Source organism: Acinetobacter sp. UBA1496, assembly GCF_002324975.1.
GTDB lineage: Bacteria > Pseudomonadota > Gammaproteobacteria > Pseudomonadales > Moraxellaceae > Acinetobacter > Acinetobacter variabilis.
Genome location: NZ_DCRI01000091.1, coordinates 8,672 through 28,164, shown reverse-complemented (window position 1 = coordinate 28,164; position 19,493 = coordinate 8,672). Strand labels below are relative to the sequence as shown.

17 protein-coding genes and 1 pseudogene are annotated in these 19,493 nt (G+C 42.9%); 9 read left to right on the top strand and 9 right to left on the bottom strand.

The annotated features are described in order from the left end of the window. The first annotated feature begins 81 nt into the window (after nucleotides 1-81). From pilB to coaE, 4 genes are read left to right on the top strand one after another with little or no spacing between them, the layout of a single operon-like run. Nucleotides 82-1,791 carry a type IV-A pilus assembly ATPase PilB gene (pilB, locus tag B3143_RS09915; protein WP_286740302.1) on the top strand — a complete coding sequence of 570 codons (1,710 nt, stop codon included), beginning with the start codon at nucleotides 82-84 and terminating at the stop codon, nucleotides 1,789-1,791. 30 nt (nucleotides 1,792-1,821) lie between these two features. Further along, nucleotides 1,822-3,051: a type II secretion system F family protein gene (locus tag B3143_RS09910; RefSeq protein WP_004787210.1), complete on the top strand. Its 1,230-nt coding sequence runs from the start codon at nucleotides 1,822-1,824 to the stop codon at nucleotides 3,049-3,051. Beyond that, nucleotides 3,051-3,911, top strand: coding sequence for a prepilin peptidase (locus B3143_RS09905; protein WP_286740299.1), 861 nt, complete (start codon nucleotides 3,051-3,053; stop codon nucleotides 3,909-3,911). Before B3143_RS09910 ends, B3143_RS09905 begins: the two co-directional genes overlap by 1 nt. 1 nt (nucleotide 3,912) lies before the next feature. Next, nucleotides 3,913-4,518, top strand: coding sequence for a dephospho-CoA kinase (gene coaE, locus B3143_RS09900; RefSeq protein ID WP_286740296.1), 606 nt, complete (start codon nucleotides 3,913-3,915; stop codon nucleotides 4,516-4,518). A gap of 38 nt (nucleotides 4,519-4,556) precedes the next feature. Here the strand turns inward: coaE and B3143_RS09895 are convergent, their stop codons facing one another. The 3 genes from B3143_RS09895 to B3143_RS09885 all read right to left on the bottom strand — a co-directional run bounded on the left by B3143_RS09895 (nucleotide 4,557) and on the right by B3143_RS09885 (nucleotide 6,733). After that, nucleotides 4,557-5,474, bottom strand: a complete 918-nt coding sequence (locus B3143_RS09895; protein ID WP_286740294.1) for a DMT family transporter — start codon at nucleotides 5,472-5,474, stop codon at nucleotides 4,557-4,559. 43 nt (nucleotides 5,475-5,517) lie between these two features. Beyond that, on the bottom strand, nucleotides 5,518-6,267 hold the full coding sequence (rlmB, locus tag B3143_RS09890; RefSeq protein ID WP_005233526.1) for a 23S rRNA (guanosine(2251)-2'-O)-methyltransferase RlmB: 750 nt from the start codon (nucleotides 6,265-6,267) through the stop codon (nucleotides 5,518-5,520). 142 nt (nucleotides 6,268-6,409) lie between these two features. Next, entirely contained in the window at nucleotides 6,410-6,733 is a 324-nt protein-coding gene (locus B3143_RS09885) for a pyrimidine/purine nucleoside phosphorylase (RefSeq protein ID WP_004787221.1), read from the bottom strand. Between the two features lie 437 nt (nucleotides 6,734-7,170). On the opposite strand from B3143_RS09885, the gene recN reads away from it, so the two are divergent. From recN to ruvX, 3 genes are all read left to right on the top strand, one after another. Beyond that, the gene (gene recN / locus B3143_RS09880; RefSeq protein ID WP_286740293.1) at nucleotides 7,171-8,832 is read left to right on the top strand and encodes a DNA repair protein RecN; all 1,662 of its coding nucleotides are present in this window, start codon (nucleotides 7,171-7,173) and stop codon (nucleotides 8,830-8,832) included. Nucleotides 8,833-9,301: 469 nt separating this feature from the next. Continuing rightward, complete coding sequence (locus tag B3143_RS09875) at nucleotides 9,302-9,856, top strand: YqgE/AlgH family protein (RefSeq protein WP_004787233.1); 555 nt, start codon at nucleotides 9,302-9,304, stop codon at nucleotides 9,854-9,856. After that, nucleotides 9,849-10,292 (top strand): Holliday junction resolvase RuvX, encoded by a 444-nt coding sequence (ruvX, locus tag B3143_RS09870; RefSeq protein ID WP_034169762.1) that lies wholly within the window; start codon nucleotides 9,849-9,851, stop codon nucleotides 10,290-10,292. Before B3143_RS09875 ends, ruvX begins: the two co-directional genes overlap by 8 nt. Before the next feature lie 237 nt (nucleotides 10,293-10,529). Here the strand turns inward: ruvX and B3143_RS09865 are convergent, their stop codons facing one another. Further along, the gene (locus B3143_RS09865) at nucleotides 10,530-11,150 is read right to left on the bottom strand and encodes an alpha-ketoglutarate-dependent dioxygenase AlkB family protein (protein WP_286740292.1); all 621 of its coding nucleotides are present in this window, start codon (nucleotides 11,148-11,150) and stop codon (nucleotides 10,530-10,532) included. A gap of 160 nt (nucleotides 11,151-11,310) precedes the next feature. Between B3143_RS09865 and B3143_RS09860 the strand changes: the two genes are divergently transcribed. After that, a complete protein-coding gene (locus B3143_RS09860) occupies nucleotides 11,311-13,113 on the top strand; it encodes an ABC transporter ATP-binding protein (RefSeq protein WP_286740291.1) in 1,803 nt (600 codons plus the stop codon). Between the two features lie 166 nt (nucleotides 13,114-13,279). On the opposite strand, the gene B3143_RS09855 is transcribed toward B3143_RS09860, so the two are convergent. The 5 genes and pseudogenes from B3143_RS09855 to B3143_RS09835 form a co-directional block, all read right to left on the bottom strand. Continuing rightward, nucleotides 13,280-13,786, bottom strand: coding sequence for a hypothetical protein (locus tag B3143_RS09855; RefSeq protein ID WP_286740289.1), 507 nt, complete (start codon nucleotides 13,784-13,786; stop codon nucleotides 13,280-13,282). Nucleotides 13,787-13,828: 42 nt separating this feature from the next. Next, the gene (locus B3143_RS09850; protein ID WP_286740287.1) at nucleotides 13,829-14,146 is read right to left on the bottom strand and encodes a hypothetical protein; all 318 of its coding nucleotides are present in this window, start codon (nucleotides 14,144-14,146) and stop codon (nucleotides 13,829-13,831) included. Next, nucleotides 14,143-15,195: pseudogene (locus B3143_RS09845) on the bottom strand (glycosyltransferase family 2 protein). Before B3143_RS09845 ends, B3143_RS09850 begins: the two are co-directional and overlap by 4 nt. 686 nt (nucleotides 15,196-15,881) lie before the next feature. After that, nucleotides 15,882-16,601: a phosphate signaling complex protein PhoU gene (gene phoU, locus B3143_RS09840; protein WP_004787240.1), complete on the bottom strand. Its 720-nt coding sequence runs from the start codon at nucleotides 16,599-16,601 to the stop codon at nucleotides 15,882-15,884. A gap of 98 nt (nucleotides 16,602-16,699) precedes the next feature. Beyond that, nucleotides 16,700-18,049: a TolC family outer membrane protein gene (locus B3143_RS09835; RefSeq protein WP_034169765.1), complete on the bottom strand. Its 1,350-nt coding sequence runs from the start codon at nucleotides 18,047-18,049 to the stop codon at nucleotides 16,700-16,702. Between the two features lie 281 nt (nucleotides 18,050-18,330). On the opposite strand from B3143_RS09835, the gene B3143_RS09830 reads away from it, so the two are divergent. Next, nucleotides 18,331-19,368, top strand: a complete 1,038-nt coding sequence (locus tag B3143_RS09830; protein ID WP_312074688.1) for a hypothetical protein — start codon at nucleotides 18,331-18,333, stop codon at nucleotides 19,366-19,368. The last annotated feature ends 125 nt before the right edge of the window (nucleotides 19,369-19,493 follow it).

Below are 19,493 nucleotides of genomic sequence, written 5' to 3'. Positions count from 1 at the left end.
CAGCTATGGTATTTTTGTATAACAAACGTATAATTTTAGAATAGTAAATTAAAAAAATTGAATTGATAGGCATATTGAAGCATGACAGCATTGCAGGGGTCACCAAGATTTACGGGGTTTATTCGTCGCCTGGTCGATGAAGGGGTATTATCGGCTGAAGATATGCGTACTGCTTTAGCCAATGCCAAACAAGAAAAAACGGATATCGTGGCCTATTTGGTCAGTCATCATAATCTTTCCCCTACCACCATTGCTGAAACGATCTCAGTAGAATTTGGTGAGCCTCTATTTGATATTAGCGCTTATGATCCAGGACAAATCCTACGTGAAGATATCGATGAAAAGCTAATTACTAAACATCGAATTTTGCCAATTTATAAGAATTCCAATGTTCTTTATGTTGCCACGAGCAATCCAACCAATATTGAAGCAACGGATGCAATTCGTTTTGCCACCAAACTAAATATTGAAACCGTTATTGTTGAACACAATAAACTCGAGAAACTGATCGAGCAAAACTTTACTGAAGAAAGTACTTTTGATTTCGATGATGATTTCGATCTAGACGTTGATGTCGACACAGCCGATCCAAATAAAGAAGAAGACGAAAAAGACAAGGGTGAAGAAGCCCCGATTGTTAAATATATTAATAAATTACTGATTGATGCCATTCGTATGGGCGCATCGGATCTACATTTTGAACCTTATGAAAAAATGTATCGGGTACGCTATCGTGTCGATGGGGTTTTACGTCAGATTGCAACACCGCCGCTACAACTAGCAAACCGTTTGGCGTCACGTTTAAAAGTTATGTCGCAAATGGACATTTCTGAGAAACGCGTGCCTCAAGACGGCCGTATTAAATTAAAGCTTTCAAAAAACAAAGCTATCGACTTCCGTGTTAACTCACTCCCTACCCTGTTTGGTGAAAAACTGGTTCTACGTATTCTAGATCCGTCTAGTGCCATGCTGGGAATTGATGCTTTAGGTTATGAACCTGAGCAGAAAGAGTTATTCATGGAAGCCTTAGATAAACCGCAAGGGATGTTACTGATTACTGGTCCTACTGGTTCCGGTAAAACCGTATCGCTTTATACGGGCTTAAACATTTTAAACCGTGAAGATACCAATATTTCTACTGCGGAAGACCCAGTCGAGATTAATCTTCAAGGGATTAATCAGGTTAACGTGAATAATAAAGTTGGCCTGACTTTCGCAGCGGCATTAAAATCCTTCTTGCGCCAGGATCCTGATATTGTTATGGTCGGTGAGATCCGTGATCTGGAAACAGCTGAAATTGCAATCAAGGCAGCACAAACAGGTCATATGGTGATGTCAACCCTGCACACCAACAGTGCTCCAGAAACTCTGACCCGTTTACGTAATATGGGCGTCCCTTCTTTCAATATCGCGACCTCGGTCAATCTAGTGATTGCGCAGCGTCTGGCCCGTCGCTTGTGTTCGCAATGTAAAAAACCGGCTGATATTCCTCAGCAAAGTTTGCTGGAAATGGGCTTTACCGAATCAGATTTACAAAGCCCTGAATTTCAGATTTATGAGCCAGTCGGCTGTAATGAATGCCGTGAAGGGTATAAGGGCCGGGTCGGTATTTACGAAGTCATGAAAGTCACACCTGAAATTTCAAGAATTATTATGGAAGATGGCAATGCCATTGAAATTGCTGAAGCTTCCGCGCGTGCAGGATTTAACAATTTACGCCGATCAGGGTTAGTGAAGGTTATGCAGGGGGTGACTTCTTTACAGGAAGTCAATCGTGTAACCAGCGAATGATCGTGCTGAATATAAAATAAGGATAAAGCTATGGCAGCAGTAAAAAAAGGCCAGATGACACCGATCTTCAGTTATGAAGGAGTTGACCGCAAAGGCGCCAAGATCAAGGGGGAATTGCCGGCACGAAATATGGCCTTAGCAAAAGTGAACTTGCGCAAACAAGGCATTACGATCAAAACCATTCGAGAAAAGAAAAAAAATATTCTCGAAGGTTTGATGAAGAAAAAAGTTTCTACACTGGATATCACTATCTTCACCCGTCAGCTCGCCACCATGATGAAAGCGGGGGTGCCTTTAGTACAAGGCTTTGAAATTGTTGCAGAAGGTTTAGAAAATCCATCTATGCGTGAGGTTGTGCTTGGAATTAAAGGCGAAGTCGAAGGCGGGAATACTTTCGCTGGTGCTCTACGTAAGTACCCGCAATATTTCGATAATCTATTCTGCTCTTTGGTCGAATCTGGCGAACAATCGGGTGCTCTGGAAACCATGCTGGATCGTGTCGCAATTTATAAAGAAAAAAGTGAACTGTTAAAGCAAAAAATTAAAAAAGCCATGAAATATCCAGCTACAGTTATTGTAGTAGCTGTGATCGTCACAATTATCCTGATGGTGAAAGTAGTCCCTGTATTCCAGGACTTATTCTCTTCATTCGGTGCGGACTTACCTGCATTTACTAAAATGGTAGTCAATATGTCCGAATGGATGCAAAAATATTGGTTTCTTTTGATTATTGGAATTGGCGTAGTGATTACTGCTTTCCTTGAAGCGAAAAAGCGTAGCAAAAAATTCCGTGATTTACTGGATAAGGCCGCGCTCAAAGCACCCATCTTTGGTGATCTGGTCTATAAAGCGATCATTGCCCGTTATAGTCGCACTCTCGCCACCACTTTTGCTGCCGGTGTGCCATTAATTGATGCGCTTGAATCGACTGCTGGTGCAACCAATAACGTGGTCTATGAGGAGGCGGTATTAAAAATTAAGGAAGATGTTGCAACCGGTCAACAGCTTCAATTTGCCATGCGTGTCACCGATAAATTCCCTTCTATGGCCGTACAAATGGTTGCGATTGGTGAAGAATCCGGCGCACTAGATGCTATGCTGGATAAAGTCGCAACCCATTATGAAAATGAAGTCGACAATGCGGTCGACGGTTTAACTTCCATGATGGAGCCCTTGATTATGGCCATTCTTGGTGTCCTTGTTGGTGGCCTTGTTATCGCAATGTACCTTCCAATTTTCCAAATGGGTTCCGTGGTTTAATGCAAGATTTTATTTTATATTTCAGTCAAAACTCAACTGCGCTTTATCTCGCAGTTGGGCTTTTTAGTCTCTGTATTGGTAGCTTTTTAAACGTTGTCATTTACCGCACCCCTAAAATGATGGAACAGGAATGGCGTACAGATTGCCAGCTGTTTTTGCATCCAGATCAGCCCATTATTGATGAAAGCAAAATTACTTTAAGCAAGCCAGCTTCAACCTGCCCGAAATGTCAGACTCCTATTCGCTGGTATCAAAATATTCCAGTGATTAGCTGGATCTTATTACGCGGTAAATGTGGCAACTGTCAGAATCCAATCAGTATTCGCTATCCATTTATCGAACTTCTCACAGCTGTTTGTGCATTAATAGTGGTAGCAACATTCGGGCCTACAATAAAGATGCTGTTTGGTTTGGTTTTTACCTATGTCTTAATTGCCCTCACCTTTATTGATTTCGACACCCAATTATTACCCGATCGCTATACCCTGCCGCTGGCTGCACTTGGCCTGGGTATTAATAGTTATGTGATTTATACTACCCCTAGTTCTGCCATCTGGGGCTATATCATTGGCTTCTTGTGCTTATGGGTAGTGTATTATCTATTTAAGCTGGTGACCGGCAAGGAAGGTATGGGCTATGGAGATTTCAAACTGTTAGCAGCCCTAGGTGCCTGGATGGGGCCTATGCTCCTACCACTCATTGTATTATTGTCATCATTAGTGGGTGCGATTATTGGGATTATCCTGCTTAAAGTCCGTAAAGAAAACCAGCCCTTTGCCTTTGGTCCTTATATTGCCATTGCCGGCTGGATTGCCTTTTTATGGGGTGAGCAGATCATGAAAATCTATTTAGGTCAGTAAAATGAAATTTGTACTCGGTTTAACTGGTGGAATTGGCAGTGGCAAGTCTGCTGCCAGCCAATGGTTTGAATCTCAAGGGATTGCTATCGTAGATGCAGATATTGTTGCCCGTGAAGTCGTTGATATTGGTCAACCAGCCCTACAGCAGATTCAGCAAGCTTTTGGTGATTGGGTTTTACTTGAGAATGGCTCATTGAATCGCCGTGCTTTACGTGAACATATTTTCCAGTCCCCAGAAGCACGAAAAACGCTGGAAAATATCACCCACCCTGCTATTCGCACTTCAATTATTCAACAGTTGCATGCAGCGCAAAGTCCTTATGCGATTTTAGTTTCTCCTTTATTGTTTGAAACCAATCAGCATGAACTGACACAACATACATTATTAATTGATGCTGCTATTGAACTGCAAATTCAACGGGCTTCGCAGCGCGATGGACAAAATGTAGAGCAAATTCAGAAGATCATTGCCGCACAAATGCCGCGTGAACAAAAGTGTGCCATGGCTGATGACATTGTGCTGAATGATGGTGAGCTGGAACATCTCTATGCCCATCTCACACCATTGCATGAAAAATATCTTCAGATGGCTACTCAAAATCATTAACCCGAACTCAGTCAGTCTCCAAATAAAAAGCAGCCCTTTTAGGACTGCTTTTTTTGTTGTTCCAGTTTTTGACTCAGGCTATCTCGATGCATAAACCAGCGCCAAGGCTGTATGGCACCAATTGCCATACCTACCAAACCAGAGACAATCGCGAGACTTAGAGGTTCATTTAATAACGGTACAGCCAGTATGGCAGCAATAAATGGTGCGAGGGTCACGATACTGCCCGCTTTAAATGCACCTAAACGCTTAATCGCTTCCACATAAGTTAGTGTCGCTACAATCACCACAAAAATACCGTGAAAGAGAACTTGGGAAGCCATTTGCCAAGGTTCAGCCGCATCCAGATGTTTGGGGAAGAATAGCAGATAAATTGGCACATAAACGATGGCTGACCAGATCGCCACACTAGCCATAGAATGCCAGGCAGATAGCTTCCATTGACGTAGCAGTACAGTGAACACCCCCCACCACATCGCACTGATGAAAAACAGCAGATCGCCTAATCCCAAGGCAACACCAGACTCCCGGAACATCAGCCAGCTCATACTGCCAATCGCAAGCAGCATAATCGCCATACTAATCCAGGTATGTCGGTCAAACCCCTGTTTAAATAATACAAAAGCAGCCACTGCGGTACTAAGCGGAATACAGCCATTGAGAAATACGGCAGCATGAGCTGCAGGTGCATAATGGAAAGCGGTATAGGCTGTCAGGCAATACCCCACTCCACCGATCATGGCTAAGAGAAAGGATTCCTTACTCCATAAAAAGGCTGTGTCCTTTTTATAAATCAGGACCGGCATCAGAATCAGAAAAGCCAATAGAAAACGTAATCCAACCAGATCCCAGGCACCAATCCCCCACTGGGCACTTAAGCGCGTGCTTAAGGTAAAACCTCCCCAAATACACATGGTAATTAAGACAAAGGCATAACCTTGCGTTCGGGGAGACATAGACTTCTTCTTTAACAGTATTTAAGTAAACAATAAAAAGGACTTAAGCTTGACGCTGACGACAGGCCTCATAAAGAGCCATCCCTGTTGCCACACTCACATTCAGACTTTGTAGATTGCCTGCCATCGGAATATAAACCGTCTGATCACATTGGCTTTGGGTAATTGGACGTAAACCAGTATCTTCCGCACCCATCACCACGCATACACCTGTTCCGGTAAAATCAAATTTCTGGATAGGTAAAGCTTTTTCATCCAGCATCGTACCAACCACACGTACATTAAATTCATCTTTGATTTGACCCAAAGTGCGCGCCAGATTGGTCACCTGAATAAACTTCACTTTTTCTGCACCACCCGCTGCTACTTTACGTGCAGTTGGCGTCAGGCTTGCTGAACGGTCACGCGGTACAATCACAGCCGCTACACCCATCGCTGCGGCAGTACGAATACAAGCACCCAGGTTATGTGGATCAGTTACCTGATCGAGTGCTAATAGAAGTACTTGAGAATCTTGCTTCAATAGATCTTCCAGATCCTTTTCATTTAAGGTTGGATGCGGACGAACTGCCGCCACAACGCCTTGGTGAAAAGGCAAACCTGCCAGTTTTTCTAACTTGTCACGACTAGCCTGCTGGACACTGATGCCGAAAGGCTCAGCCAATTCCAGCACACGTTTCAGGCGCTGATCATCACGACCTTTCAGGGTAAAAAGAGTCAAGACACGTTCAGGCTCAAGCTCCAGCAGTGATTCTACTGAATGGACGCCATAATAATACTCAGGTTTAGCCATGAACGACCTCGAAAATAAATTGGGAAATAGGCAGCAAAAGAAAAATCCTGCAAAGCCAACTTCACAGGATTCTGTATCAAGCTTAGTTTAACCGATTCAGAACAAAATTTCTTGATCGGTTACAGCTCATCTGTAGGTCTGTTTAGCCTTCAAAATGGCAAACATAGTCCAGCACGTCATCAGTTTCGATTTTGAAACGGCTATTGCCTGGCACATAGAACGACTGACCAGCACGGAACAGTTCTTTCTCTTCGCTGTCAGCGATTTGCACACGGCACTCACCTGAAATGATTTCCATACGCTCAGGGACATGTGTTTCAAAAGTTAATGCATTTTCTGAAGGTAAAATTACCCCTAAGGTTTTTTTAGTGCCATCTTCAAATTGCACCACATGGCTGATGCATAACCCGCCAAAATACACATTCGATTTTTTAAGTACTGATACATGATCAAACTGAGCTGACATGCCATTTCTCCAGATAAAGCATTTTGTAATATTTTAATTGCTGTAGTTTAAATGTGCACCCGCAACTAATCAATCGAAGTTTATCGGACTTGAATGAAATTATGGGGTACCCCTGCTTGTCTTTATTCCAGGCTGTTTAAGTGATTTCAGCAGATCTTGGAAAATGCCGTGATTTTTCCCGCCATTTATAAGCAAAATATATTCCGATCTGATTTAATTTAACCTTCAAGCATGTCAGAAAAATGAAAATATCTTTTGTAACTTCAGTGGCCTAATCTTGGTTCCTGTGACACAACATTCAAATAGGCGTGTATTAATCCATGAAATTTAAGATAGAATGAAATCGATTTATCCTGATTTATAATAACAGCCGCGTTGCTAGACTAAAGCAACTGACATGCTATTTCATTCAAACTTTTCGCAGCCCGGATGCGTTTATGCTGACACATTTAACTCTGATCAATTTTGCTTTGGCCGAGCATCTTGCTATTGATATTGATAAAGGTTTTAACGTTCTTACTGGTGAAACCGGTGCAGGTAAATCCCTGTTACTGGATGCTCTATCTGCTTGCCTGGGTGAACGAACCGATACCAATTATGTGCGTTATGGCACCGAAAAAGCGGATGTAACCGCGACCTTTAGCTATCAGGAAGACAGCCCTGAAGCAGGCTGGTTAAAAGAGCATGAACTCGATGATGAGTCAGGGGAAATTCATTTACGCCGGGTGATCTTTGCCACTGGACGTAGTAAGGCCTGGATCAATGGCCGCCCAAGCAGCCTGTCAGAACTTAAAGAAATTGGTCGCTTACTGGTTCAGCTGTACAGCCAGCATAGTCAGCAGCAACTTCTAGAACCGCCTTATCCCAAACACTGGCTAGATCGCTATAGCAATTTTTATGCACCAGCTCAGGAAGTACGTGACGCTTATAACACCTGGCATAAAAATATTCGCCAGCATCAGGCCGCGCTAGATGCACAAGCGACCCGTAAGCAACGCATGGAAACTCTGGAGCTGCAACTGGAAGAACTGGAAGAAGTCATCCAGACAGATTATCAGGAAATTGAGCAGGAATTTGACCGTCTTTCACATCATGAAGCGATTATGCAGGACTGTGTCTATAGCCTGAATGGCCTGGATGAAGGTGAACAGAATATTTCGCAGGAACTGGCTTCAATTTTACGCCGTATGGAATCGCATGCCGGTCGTAGCGAGCAGCTTTCCCAGATTTACACTTCATTGCTCAATGCCCAAAGTGAACTTGAAGATGCGACGGCGACCTTACGCCAGTTTATGGATCGGCAAAGCTTTGATCCGGAACGTATGGAAGAACTGAATTCCAAACTGGAGGTGTTTCACCGTTTAGCACGCAAATACCGCACCCAGCCAGAATTTCTGAAAGAAGAATATGAGGCCTGGCAGGCTGAGCTTGAGCAACTGCATCAGCTGGAAGACCCGGAAACTCTGGCTGAACAGGTCGAGGTCTCTTATCAGGAGTTTCTAAGCAAAGCTCAACATCTGGATCAGATTCGCCGTGCTGCGGCCGAACCGCTGGCGAAGAAACTGACCGAACAGGTGAAACAGCTTGCCCTACCTGAAGCACATTTTGAATTTAAATTTGAGCCTTTGGAACATCCATCAAGTGAGGGTTTGAGTTTTATCCAGCTTCTGTTTACTGCCAACAAGGGCATTCCAGCCCAACCTCTGGCACGGGTGGCATCAGGTGGTGAATTATCCCGTATCGCCTTGGTGATGCAGGTGATGAATGCAGAAAAAACCGAAGCTGAAGTGCTGGTCTTTGATGAAATCGATGTCGGGATCAGTGGCGGAACTGCGGAAATCGTGGGTCGCTTATTGGCTGATCTGGCACAGCATGTACAAATTCTATGTATCACCCATCAGGCGCAGGTGGCTGCACAGTCCGACCAGCATTTACTGGTGAAAAAACGCCAGACTGATCCAGCCAGCAGTACCATTATTAATCTGGAAGAAAGTGAAATTGTACAGGAACTTGCACGTATGACGGGTGGCGTGGAAATTAATGAAACCACCTTGCAGCATGCACGTCAGTTAAGACAGTTAAAGTTTCAGCAAGCATAAATCATGCTTAATAAAAACTCCCTGACTAGTGCAGGGATTTTTTATGAACAGCTTTTAGTTTAAAACAACTTATAAAAAAATTAATAAAAAATAAAGCCCTCCGCTTTAAATATAAAATTTAATATTTTCTTCTATTTAATTATTTAGTTTGATTATTAAACAATTAAAAATAGACCTCTTGCGAAAGTATCGTTTTACCTAATTTTTGAATTGGCTAAAACCTTATAAAATGTAGCTTTGGGCTGTTTAAATTTTGACTAATGCAAGAAGTCTATTAAAAAAATAAAAAAATACCTATTTGTAGTTTTTTTATACTCAGCATCTACAAAGCTAAGTTGTCAGTGGTGCATTTTTGTGGGATAAGTAAATAAAGGAATAGACAATTTGCAGAATTGAAAATCCAGTCTTTTGCCCTGATAAATCATCTACCACGATCACAAACGATATAGAATTTTGGAGAGCCGCTCAGGTGACTAAACAATATCTGACTCATCGTTGTCTGATTGCGCCACCCCATGCAAGTGACGATTTTTTTGCCCACACGGTCATTTATCTGGCCCGTCATGATGAAGATGGCGCTCAAGGGATTATTATTAACCGCCCTGCTGGCATTCAAATTAAAGAATTGCTGAATGATCTGGATATTGAGGCAGATAATGTCAATCCCCATGAAGTGTTGCAAGGTGGACCTTTGCGACCAGAGGCTGGTTTTGTCCTGCATACCGGTCAGCCGACCTGGCATTCCTCTATTGCTGTGGGTGAAAATGTTTGTATTACCACATCTAAAGATATTCTGGATGCGATTGCGCATAATGAAGGTGTAGGCCGCTATCAGATCGCATTGGGTTATGCCAGCTGGGGCAAACATCAGCTTGAAGAAGAGATTGCCCGGGGTGACTGGCTAATCTGTGAATCCGATATGGACCTGATTTTTAACTTACCTTATAACGACCGCTGGGATGCTGCCTATAAAAAAATGGGCGTAGACCGAACCTGGTTATCTTCCGAGATTGGACATGCCTGATGTAAACGCGCCAAACACTATTATGGCGTTTGATTTTGGTACACAGAAAATGGGAATGGCAGTCGGCCAATCCCTGATTGAAAGTGCCAATCCCCTCCCTTTATTTCCCATGAAAGATGGGATCCCGAACTGGGATGAGTTACTGAAAATCGTAAAAAGCCATCAGCCAGGCTTATTTTTAGTTGGTCTGCCACTGAATATGGATGATAGTGAATCTGAACTGTCGACACGGGCACGTAAATTTGCCCGCCGTTTACGTCATCAGACCAATATTGAAACCTTGATGGTGGATGAACGCCTGACCACTCGTGAAGCACGGGATGAACTGGATCATTATCAGGCTCAAGGTCGCGGCAAAAAATTGTCAGCGGACAGTATTGCTGCTGCCCTCTTGATTGAAAGCTGGTATCGGCATCCGGTTGGACTACAACCTTAAATTTCTTTTTGAATATCAGCCATAGCATCTTTCGAGATGCTATTTTTTTGAATTAAAGAATCTCTTTTTTAGTTCATCGGGATACTTTTAATCTAAAAACAATAGAGTGCCTTCATCAATCATTTTTTAATCATTCAATAATGAGCAAAGAAACTCCCTTATCCTAATTTCTCTCTGAGAGAGAAAGAACTTTAAATACGAATGGACTAATATTTTTTATTTTATGAAGAGATTTAACTAAGGAAAAAAATAACGAAAGGTCAGGTTAATTCTAGGTTCTAAAACCCGAGTCGTTTTCCGGATGCAATGTTTCCAGTAGTGTTGGGTCTGTCCTCGCATCACAATCAATTGACCACTTTGTAAAAGCAGATCTACTGTTTCATTCTCTGTTTTGTGTTTAAAGCTCATCTTGCGGGTTGCCCCCAAACTGAGGGATGCAATCACATTTTCCTGTGACGTTCCCTGATATAAAGCCGCTTCATCATCACTATGCCAGCCCAGACCTTGCGAACCATCTTCATATAAATTGGCCAGACAGGAATTAAAGGAATGACCCACCAATTTTTCAATATGCTGCTTTAACCGAAATAGCCCCGGTGTCCAAATATGAGCTTGTTTGAAACTTCCAGAATAATGATATTGATAGTGTTCATCGCCATACCAGACGACTTTTCGCCCAGTGACGTAGTGCTTGCCAAATAAAGTGACTTCATCCGCTTGCCAGGCCAGATGAGCTAGAAAATGCTGTAAATATTGCTGGCTCTGCTGCTCATTTAAAATCTGGCCATAATCCTCTACCACCCCATCAAAGGGTAATAAATTCATTTGAGGTTCTGGCGCAAACAGGTCCAAAGTCATTTTAAAATCAGTCTAAAAATTTCAGTATCTTGCTGAAAAGATTGAGACTTATCCAGAAAAATTACAATCCAATTTCACAAATAAATACAACATTTACTCTTGTGAGCACCTCTATTCCTGCCTAGACTAAATTCAACTTTGACAATAAAAATAATTGCTTATGAATTTATGGCAGCTGTTTTTAAAACTTCGTCCCTTTGTTAGCCCTTATCGGCTTTTGGTGATTGCGACCCTCATTCTGACCCTGATTGGTTCCTTTACTGCTCAGGTCAATGCACTGACCCTGCAATATGCAGTAGACAGCATTAATGCTCTTTTGGAACAAGGACAGGGACTGGATGAAGGCTGGCATATCCTGATCACTATCTCTGCCATCTTACTCGGTAAAGAAGTGGTGAATGCACTGGTCCAGTTTGGGCAGAAGTTTTATGGAGAAAAGCTGCGGATTTTTATTTCCCAAGATCTGGCTCAAGGCATTATTGAAAAGTTTTTAAAATACCGGCTGGCATTTTTTAATCAGGACAATAACCAGGCTGGAAAATTACAGACCCGGATCGACCGCGGAATTGGCTCCCTCACGCGACTGGTTCAGATCTTTTTTATTGATATTTTTCCTCTATTTACCAGTGCAATTGTCGCACTCGGACTGATGTACTATGCCAATTTTTATGTCGGACTGGTCGCCACAGCGATTGTACCGATCTACTTCTGGCTCACCTATAAACAGGCACAAAAACTTGGTGGATGGCGCCGTAGTCTAAGAGATGGCCGGGAAAAAAAGAGCCAAGGGATTCTCAGCATCATCAATTCAATTACAGTCATCAAATCCTTTAACCGGGAATCGATTGAATCAGACAAGCAGCTGAGCTTGCAGCGTGAGCTGACCGATAACCAGATGAAAACCCGGCAGACCAGCTTCCTATTTGATGGCCTAAAAACCTTTATTGAACAGATCGGCATAGTCCTGATTATCATCCTGACTTCCTATTTTGTACTGGATGGACAGATGAGTATCGGCATGATCATGTACCATGTGCTGCTCTTTAATAACGTCTCTGCCCCGATTCGCTCGCTGCACCGGATTTATGATGAAGTGAATGATGCCATGATTTATTCAGAAAGCTTCTTTAATATTCTGGAAGCAGATGCTGAAATTGAGCAAAGCGGACAGCAAAAACCACCTGTCCAAGGCCGATTTGAGCTAAGTGGTGTGAATTTTTATTATCCGAATGGGCATCATGCCTTAAAGGATATCAATATGGAGATTCGACCCAATACCATTACCGCACTGGTAGGATTATCGGGAGCCGGAAAATCAACCTTGATCAGTCTACTGGATAAATTTTATGAACCACAGGAAGGTCAGATCAAGCTGGATGGGATTGATTTAAAAGATTATGACACTCAATATCTGCGTGATCATATTGGATTGGTACTACAGAAAAACCATATTTTCCAGGGCACGATTTTTGACAATATCCGTTATGGCAAAACCAATGCCAGTATGGATGAAGTGATTGCTGCTGCTCAAAAAGCCTCGATTCATGAACAGATTTTACAGCTACCGGATGGCTATGATTCCGATGCCTTGCAACTGTCTGGCGGTCAGCAACAGCGGATTGCCATCGCACGGATGTTCCTGAAAAACCCGCCGATTATTTTTCTGGACGAGCCGACGGCAAGCCTAGATGCCATTGCGACCGAACAGATTAAACAGAGTCTGGATCAGATCAAGCAAGGCCGTACCGTGATTATCATTTCGCATAGCCTGTCTCAGATTGTTGATGCGGACTATACTTATGTAATGAAAGAAGGTTGTATTGCCGAACACGGTGAACATGATGCGCTTTATCATCAGGACGGCGTGTATAAGGAAATTTTTGATGCGATGGCGAAGAGCCTGAATATTGAAAAAATTGCCAAGACTTTTGAAGATGATGCAGAGGAAGAAACGCATAGTTAGGTTAGCTCTTCATTCAACTCTCTCTAAAAAAGAAAAGCGGTCTTTAAAGACCGCTTAAAATCAAGATTCATTATCCAGTGCTAAAACCGCATAATCCATTCACCCTTAATATAGCGGTAATCGTAATTCGGACCATAGAACGAAGCACTACGATTATATCCGGCATTCATCCGCAGAAATTGCGAGCCACGAACAGGACTTTGTAAGTTAAGTCGAATAATCGGGCAGACTGACTCGGATCCTGATTGATTTTTTCTCGGCCAAAGCCTGCCGTTAAGCCTGCAGACCAGCCAGCAAAACGCTGACGCCAGCCAAGAGCGAGCATCGATTCTTGATAATCTTCTGGGTTGAAGTACTCTCTACCCACATCTTCTTCACTGCTGCGATACATACGATAACGAGCCTGAAGCGTTAGACCTAGATCTAGTGAAGGCTGATAAATCAGTCTAAGGCGGCCATGATCACGGCGGTTATCATCCGAGAAAAACTGTGTTCCCGCTAACCCCACGAGAGTGACATGTTCACCTAAACCCTGATCCAGTGCTGCACCAACAAAAGTAAAATTCGTTCCTGCATCAAGTGCAGGCTGGGTTTCAACCCAGTCACGATTGACAAAAAGTTCTACTGCTGTCTTTTCTGCAAGTGCGGTACGGTAACTGCCATCAAAGGTCAATAAAGTATGATCACCTTGCTCAAATAACCCTGCTTCTAAGGTCTAGCCATTGGCTGTAGCGGACTCAATATCACGCCCAATAAATGAGACTTTCTGACCATCACGTTTCCAGTCATCTGCCCTATATTGATAAGCGCTGCCAAGGATACCCACATAATGATCGGCATCTTCATATTGAGGCAAGAATTCCGCTGACAATTTACGAATCTGGAAGCCTTCGCTATCGTCACTCAAAAAGAATTCTGTTCCAGCCGCTCGTTCACTTGATGTCTGATTTTCATCTAATCCGTTGGGCAGGCTGGCAGTACTCAAACTCATGAGCAGAGGAACACATACATATCCGATTTTCATAGTGTTCATTTTGTTCCCCAGGTTTTTCGTGTTCTCAACACTTCATCCATATAGCCTAAAATACTGGCAGGTTGAAGCAGGAAGCTATAGGCCAATACATACAATAAAAAGCCACTGAAGTTTTTGCGGACCTTCAGCTCCAGGTCATTAAACATTCTGCGTTCAATCGAATAATTTAAGAAACCCAACAGGAATGCCATTGGTAGTAGCACCAAAGTCATGATTCCGACAATCCAGTAATGTCCAAAACATGCCAGAATGATTCCCGGAATAAAGCCAAAGGTAAAGGCAATATCCAGCCACGGGAAAAACAGATTCCAGTAAATAAAAAATGTAGAGAGTCTTGGCTTGATTAAAATACTGGGATGCTTAATAAATGCTTCAATCATGCCACGAGCCCAACGCTGATGCTGTTTAACAAACACTTTAAGCGTCATCGGTGCATTGGTAAACAGGCAGGCATCCTCACAATGACCAATCCGATAACCTGCATTTAACAAGGCCCAGGTCAGCACAATATCTTCACCTACACATTCAGGCCAGCCGCCGACTTCAATCAGGGCATTACGTTCATAAATAGAGAAAGCACCTTGCGCTACCAGAGTTCCCTGATAGAGAGATTGCAGGCGTTTGGTTGCCGAGATACCCAGAAAATAATCCCATTCCTGAGTTTTGGTCAGCAAATTAGTACGTGAGTTACGTACCAGAATTTTACCCGCAACCGCACGTGTATTTGGAGGATCTGCCACATAGCGTTCAACAATATTGATCAAGGCAACACGATGGAGATAGGAATCCGCATCGACGGTAATCACCAGATCATGTTCGGCAAGTTTCAAGCCTTCATTTAAGGCATGCGCCTTCCCTGCATTTTGCTTTAAATCCAGTAAAGTCAGCTAGGGAAATCTTGATTCTGCTTTGCGGACAATCTCTGCGGTTTCATCCTGAGAACCATCATTGATCACAATAACCTGTAATTTTCCCGGATATTTTTGCTGATTAATACTGACCGAAGTGTCTTCAATTGACGCGGCTTCATTGTAAGCAACCACCAACATGGTAATCCCTGGATAAACTGCTAATGGCTGGCGTTTAGGGCGTCTGTCCATCATCAGGCTTAATGCCGCAAATGAGTTCATAAATCCTGGAATAATGGCAATACCATAAATCAGAAAAATAGCCCAAAAGTAACCAACATAAGTACTCAAATCATGCAACCAGTCCTGAGCAATCTAGATGGAAAATACGGTTCAAAAATACGCACCCATTAACGCGATCACAAACTTTAACTGCACAGAAAAGTAAATTCGGGAAGCTTCTCTTTGACTTTCATCAATGATCATGAATTTTCTCTTAAATATATAATTTCACTGAGTAAATGAAAGCAGGGTTAGGTTTAGACAAGAAGTATGTGACTGATAACAAAAGAGCTTCGTTTTTCTTTCTTATCTATTGGTTTGATGAGCACATGAAAAAATCTTTTCATTTTCTGAAAATAATTCCATTTTCATAAGTCAACCCGCATTTTGCTAAATTATATACAACTTTTGTATGTTTTTTGATAAATAGTTCACATTTCTTTTAATTAAATTTATAAAGCTTATTAGTAATTTTTATTTATGTGATGTTTCTTATAGTAATATTAGGGAACGCCTCTCCTGTCTAGCTTTCACAATATCAAGAACATTTTTTGAAATAAAAAAAGCCTGCACAATGCAGGCTTTTTATCATTATTTAGGTTTGCTTAACGCTGAAATTTTTGCTCAATTTCTTCGACACTGCTATGGCGTACATCTAGGCCCTTGACCATATAAATAACCTGTTCCGAAATATTACGTGCATGATCTCCAATGCGTTCCAGTGAGCGTAGCACCCAAAGCACATTGATCACCCGACTAATATGCCGTGGATCTTCAATCATATAAGTCATTAAGGTACGGGTAGCGGACTGATATTCCCGGTCAATGTCAGCATCTGCCTGCATCACGCGTAGCGCTTGGTCTACATCCAGACGAGCAAAGGCATCCAATGCATCATGAATCATCACCCGAACCTGATTACCAATATGTCGGGTTTCCATATAACCGCGTGGTGAACCACCCTCTTCACACAAAGTCTGGGCAATACGGGCAATTTTCGATGCTTCATCTCCAATCCGTTCCAGATCGGTATTGGCCTTGGACATGGCAAGCACCATACGCAGATCAATGGCAGCTGGATGACGGCGAGCCAAAATCAGGGTGAGCGCCTCATCAATTTCACTTTCCAAGCGGTTCACAGTATTGTCCTGAAACTGCACATCGACCGCCATGGCAGCATCTGTATCCAGCAGCGCATGAATGGCATTGGCTACCTGCTGTTCTACCATGCCACCCATGGTCATGAACTTGGTATTTACATCCTGCAATTCTTCATTGAATTGCGAAGAAATGTGATGACTGAGCACAGGATTATTGGGACTCAAGGAAATCTACTCCTGAACAGGAAAAGGCAAAAATACATCATGAACTGTGATTAAAGCATGACTATCATGAAAGTTTGATGACAACTTGTTAGCCTTCTTTAAGAACGGTCATATTCAATGAGCCAGGCATTCATCTCTGCCAATTCCTTTTCTGTCAATTGTCCTACTGAAGCCTGTAATTGCAGTACATGCAGCAAATAATCATATTTGGCATTCAGATAATCGGTCTTGGCAGAGAAGGCATTGCGCTGCGCCAGTAATACATCCACCATGGTTTTTAAACCTTCCTGATATTGAGCTCTGGAAGCTTGAGAAACGATATCTGAAGACTGCATCGCTGCTTTACGTGCATTCAGTTTAGCCTCATCCGTTTCTACCTGCAGATAAGACTGTTTGACATCGGTGTTGGCTTTGCGGATTGCAGCATCCAGTTGGGCCTCACTTCTCTGTACATTCACGCCCGCCTGACGAATACTTTTTTGGGTTCGGCCACCGGTAAACAAATTCCAGTTAATCTCGACACCAATCTGGTCAAAATCCCCATTGGTTGATAACACTGTTTCAGGGGTCTGCTTTAAATAGCCATAGGTTCCAACGGCTTCAACCTGAGGATAGAGAGCCGCCTGCTCCACCCGTTTGGCATCTTCAGAATAGCGTTTCTGCAAACGTGCCTGCAAAATTTCCAGATTCTGGTTTTGTGCCAGTTCGGTCCAGGAACCGATATTACTCGGAACAGGTTTCTGGAACTGGAAATCCTCACGCAGAACCGCCAGATTTTCCTGATAAGGTCCAATCAACTGAGCCAACTGTTCCTGAGCTAGAACCAACTGCACCTGTGTAGAAATCCGGTTAGCTTGCGCACTCTGATATTGGGCATTGGCTTCACTGACATCACTTCTCGCCACGAGCCCTTCTCGAAGTTTGGCATTCATCATCCTTAACTGTTCTGATAAAGCCTGCTCTTCTTGCAGATAAGCCGTAGTTAAAGACTGCTGACGTAAAACATTAAAATAGGCTTCTGCCACCTGCAAAATATGCTGCTGCTTTTGCAGACGCAAATTAACTTCGCTGAGTTCTACTGAGGTTTTGACCTGCTTATAACCTTGCCAGGCATCCCAACGAAATAGTGGCTGACGTGCAGTGACTGCAATCTGACGTGTGGTCGTACTCGAACCTTGTAATTCCCCAAATTCAACAGGCAAGCCTTCTATCGATGAATTATCAGCAGACTGGTTTTTACGGGTCACATTTCCAGATAAAGTCACAGTCGGCAATAAATTTCCGCTGGCAATGCCCAGATTGAGCTGATCCGACTGGTATTGCAACAGATTCGCCTGCCAGTTCGGATCATTCTGCTGGGCACGCTGATAAGCTTCAAGCAGATCCAGCGCAAACAGTGTCGGACTGGCACCCAATAAACAGGCACTGACGATGAGTTTTAATTTCATTTTATAGTTTTCACCCCTACAGCCATTTAAATCATCAGATTAAGGCGCTTTAAACCCAGCAATACTAAAGATTTCTTTTGATTTTTTACGTATGACTTTTATTACTTTTCTCTTATAGATCCACGATTTTATTCAATATTCCTCCTATTTTCCCCATCCCGCATCCTAGCTTAACAAAGCCATTCACAATACTACACATAGAACTTGAATTAGATCTATACAATATAGCTCCCGGTAAGGCAGTTATTTCTGATTTCATCTATATAGAGTCCTTAAGCATAGTGTTAACGCGAATTCATTCGATATTCAAAGTTTTTTTTGTTTTCAGCAGTTTGCTGTTCGTAGGCGGATGCGAGCAATCCTCAGAACCGCAGGTTGAAATGGAACAGGCCGAGGTTAAAACCGTTCAATCTCCCGCGAACGATTTCACCCTCATGTGTGAAAATATTGAAAAAAACATGTCCCAGATTGATGAACAGCGCACCACTTTTGCACTGGAACAGATTAATCAGGATCTTAAAGTGTGTCTGCCACTCATGGAACTGGCCGAGCAGAAACACCTGATGCAGCGTTCCACCGAAATGTATCAACGCTTTCTGCATGTGGAACGTACCGAATTCCAGCAACGTGCTTTCGAACAGTATGCTTTAGATATGGCTCAGCATCCTACTATTCAGCAAAGCCACTTTGAACAGTTGACCACACGCGACCAGTATTTATTGAAGCATAAAGGTCAGGCCTATGTAGAACTGCTGGATCAGGGCAATGGCACGCTGCAATATCGTCGTAGCCCGGAATACTTGGCGCGTATCTTTGCACCGTATTTACCGGCTGCCGAAAAGGTATTTATTGAAAATCTGGCTGAGCAGAATATGGAACCGGTTTTGGTCGAAAAACGCTTGCAGCTTGAAGCCGCCAATATTGCCGCTCGCGCTCTGTTCTGGGAAGATTATCTGCAAACCTATCCGAAAAGTAGCTATCAGCGCGATGCCGAATATCTGCTGAAACAATATACTTATTTCCTGTTTAGAGGCAGCGAGCAATCGCCAATCTCTGAGGATTATCGTGACCGTTATTCGGTAGAAACCAGCCATCTGGAAACTATTATCGGTCTGGCGCGTGGTCAGAAATCCAAGTTATCGACACAGGCACAATTATTTTTAGAGTTTCTGGACATGAATCCTGAACAGCGTCAGCGTGCCTTAGCTGCGGATTATCGTAACCGTTCCAGCACTGAACAGATTTTATATTATGCCCAAGTCACCCCACCCTCACAGAACTACGGTAAAGACTGCTTTAAGGATGCCATCTGTCTTTAAAACAATCTTTTCTTAAAAATCTATGAGATAGCCAAAAATCAGCATCCCCTTCCAATTTAAAGCTACTTTTTAAATACCAACTAAGCTAAGATTTAGCCTCGCTTGACGGAGCGCGAGTAATAACT

Coding starts and splice junctions, on each gene's coding strand:
- pilB (WP_286740302.1), top strand. CDS start 82: ATGACAGCATTGCAGGGGTCACCAAGATTTACGGGGTTTATTCGTCGC.
- B3143_RS09910 (WP_004787210.1), top strand. CDS start 1,822: ATGGCAGCAGTAAAAAAAGGCCAGATGACACCGATCTTCAGTTATGAA.
- B3143_RS09905 (WP_286740299.1), top strand. CDS start 3,051: ATGCAAGATTTTATTTTATATTTCAGTCAAAACTCAACTGCGCTTTAT.
- coaE (WP_286740296.1), top strand. CDS start 3,913: ATGAAATTTGTACTCGGTTTAACTGGTGGAATTGGCAGTGGCAAGTCT.
- B3143_RS09895 (WP_286740294.1), bottom strand. CDS start 5,474: ATGTCTCCCCGAACGCAAGGTTATGCCTTTGTCTTAATTACCATGTGT.
- rlmB (WP_005233526.1), bottom strand. CDS start 6,267: ATGGCTAAACCTGAGTATTATTATGGCGTCCATTCAGTAGAATCACTG.
- B3143_RS09885 (WP_004787221.1), bottom strand. CDS start 6,733: ATGTCAGCTCAGTTTGATCATGTATCAGTACTTAAAAAATCGAATGTG.
- recN (WP_286740293.1), top strand. CDS start 7,171: ATGCTGACACATTTAACTCTGATCAATTTTGCTTTGGCCGAGCATCTT.
- ruvX (WP_034169762.1), top strand. CDS start 9,849: ATGCCTGATGTAAACGCGCCAAACACTATTATGGCGTTTGATTTTGGT.
- B3143_RS09865 (WP_286740292.1), bottom strand. CDS start 11,150: ATGACTTTGGACCTGTTTGCGCCAGAACCTCAAATGAATTTATTACCC.
- B3143_RS09860 (WP_286740291.1), top strand. CDS start 11,311: ATGAATTTATGGCAGCTGTTTTTAAAACTTCGTCCCTTTGTTAGCCCT.
- B3143_RS09850 (WP_286740287.1), bottom strand. CDS start 14,146: ATGAACACTATGAAAATCGGATATGTATGTGTTCCTCTGCTCATGAGT.
- B3143_RS09835 (WP_034169765.1), bottom strand. CDS start 18,049: ATGAAATTAAAACTCATCGTCAGTGCCTGTTTATTGGGTGCCAGTCCG.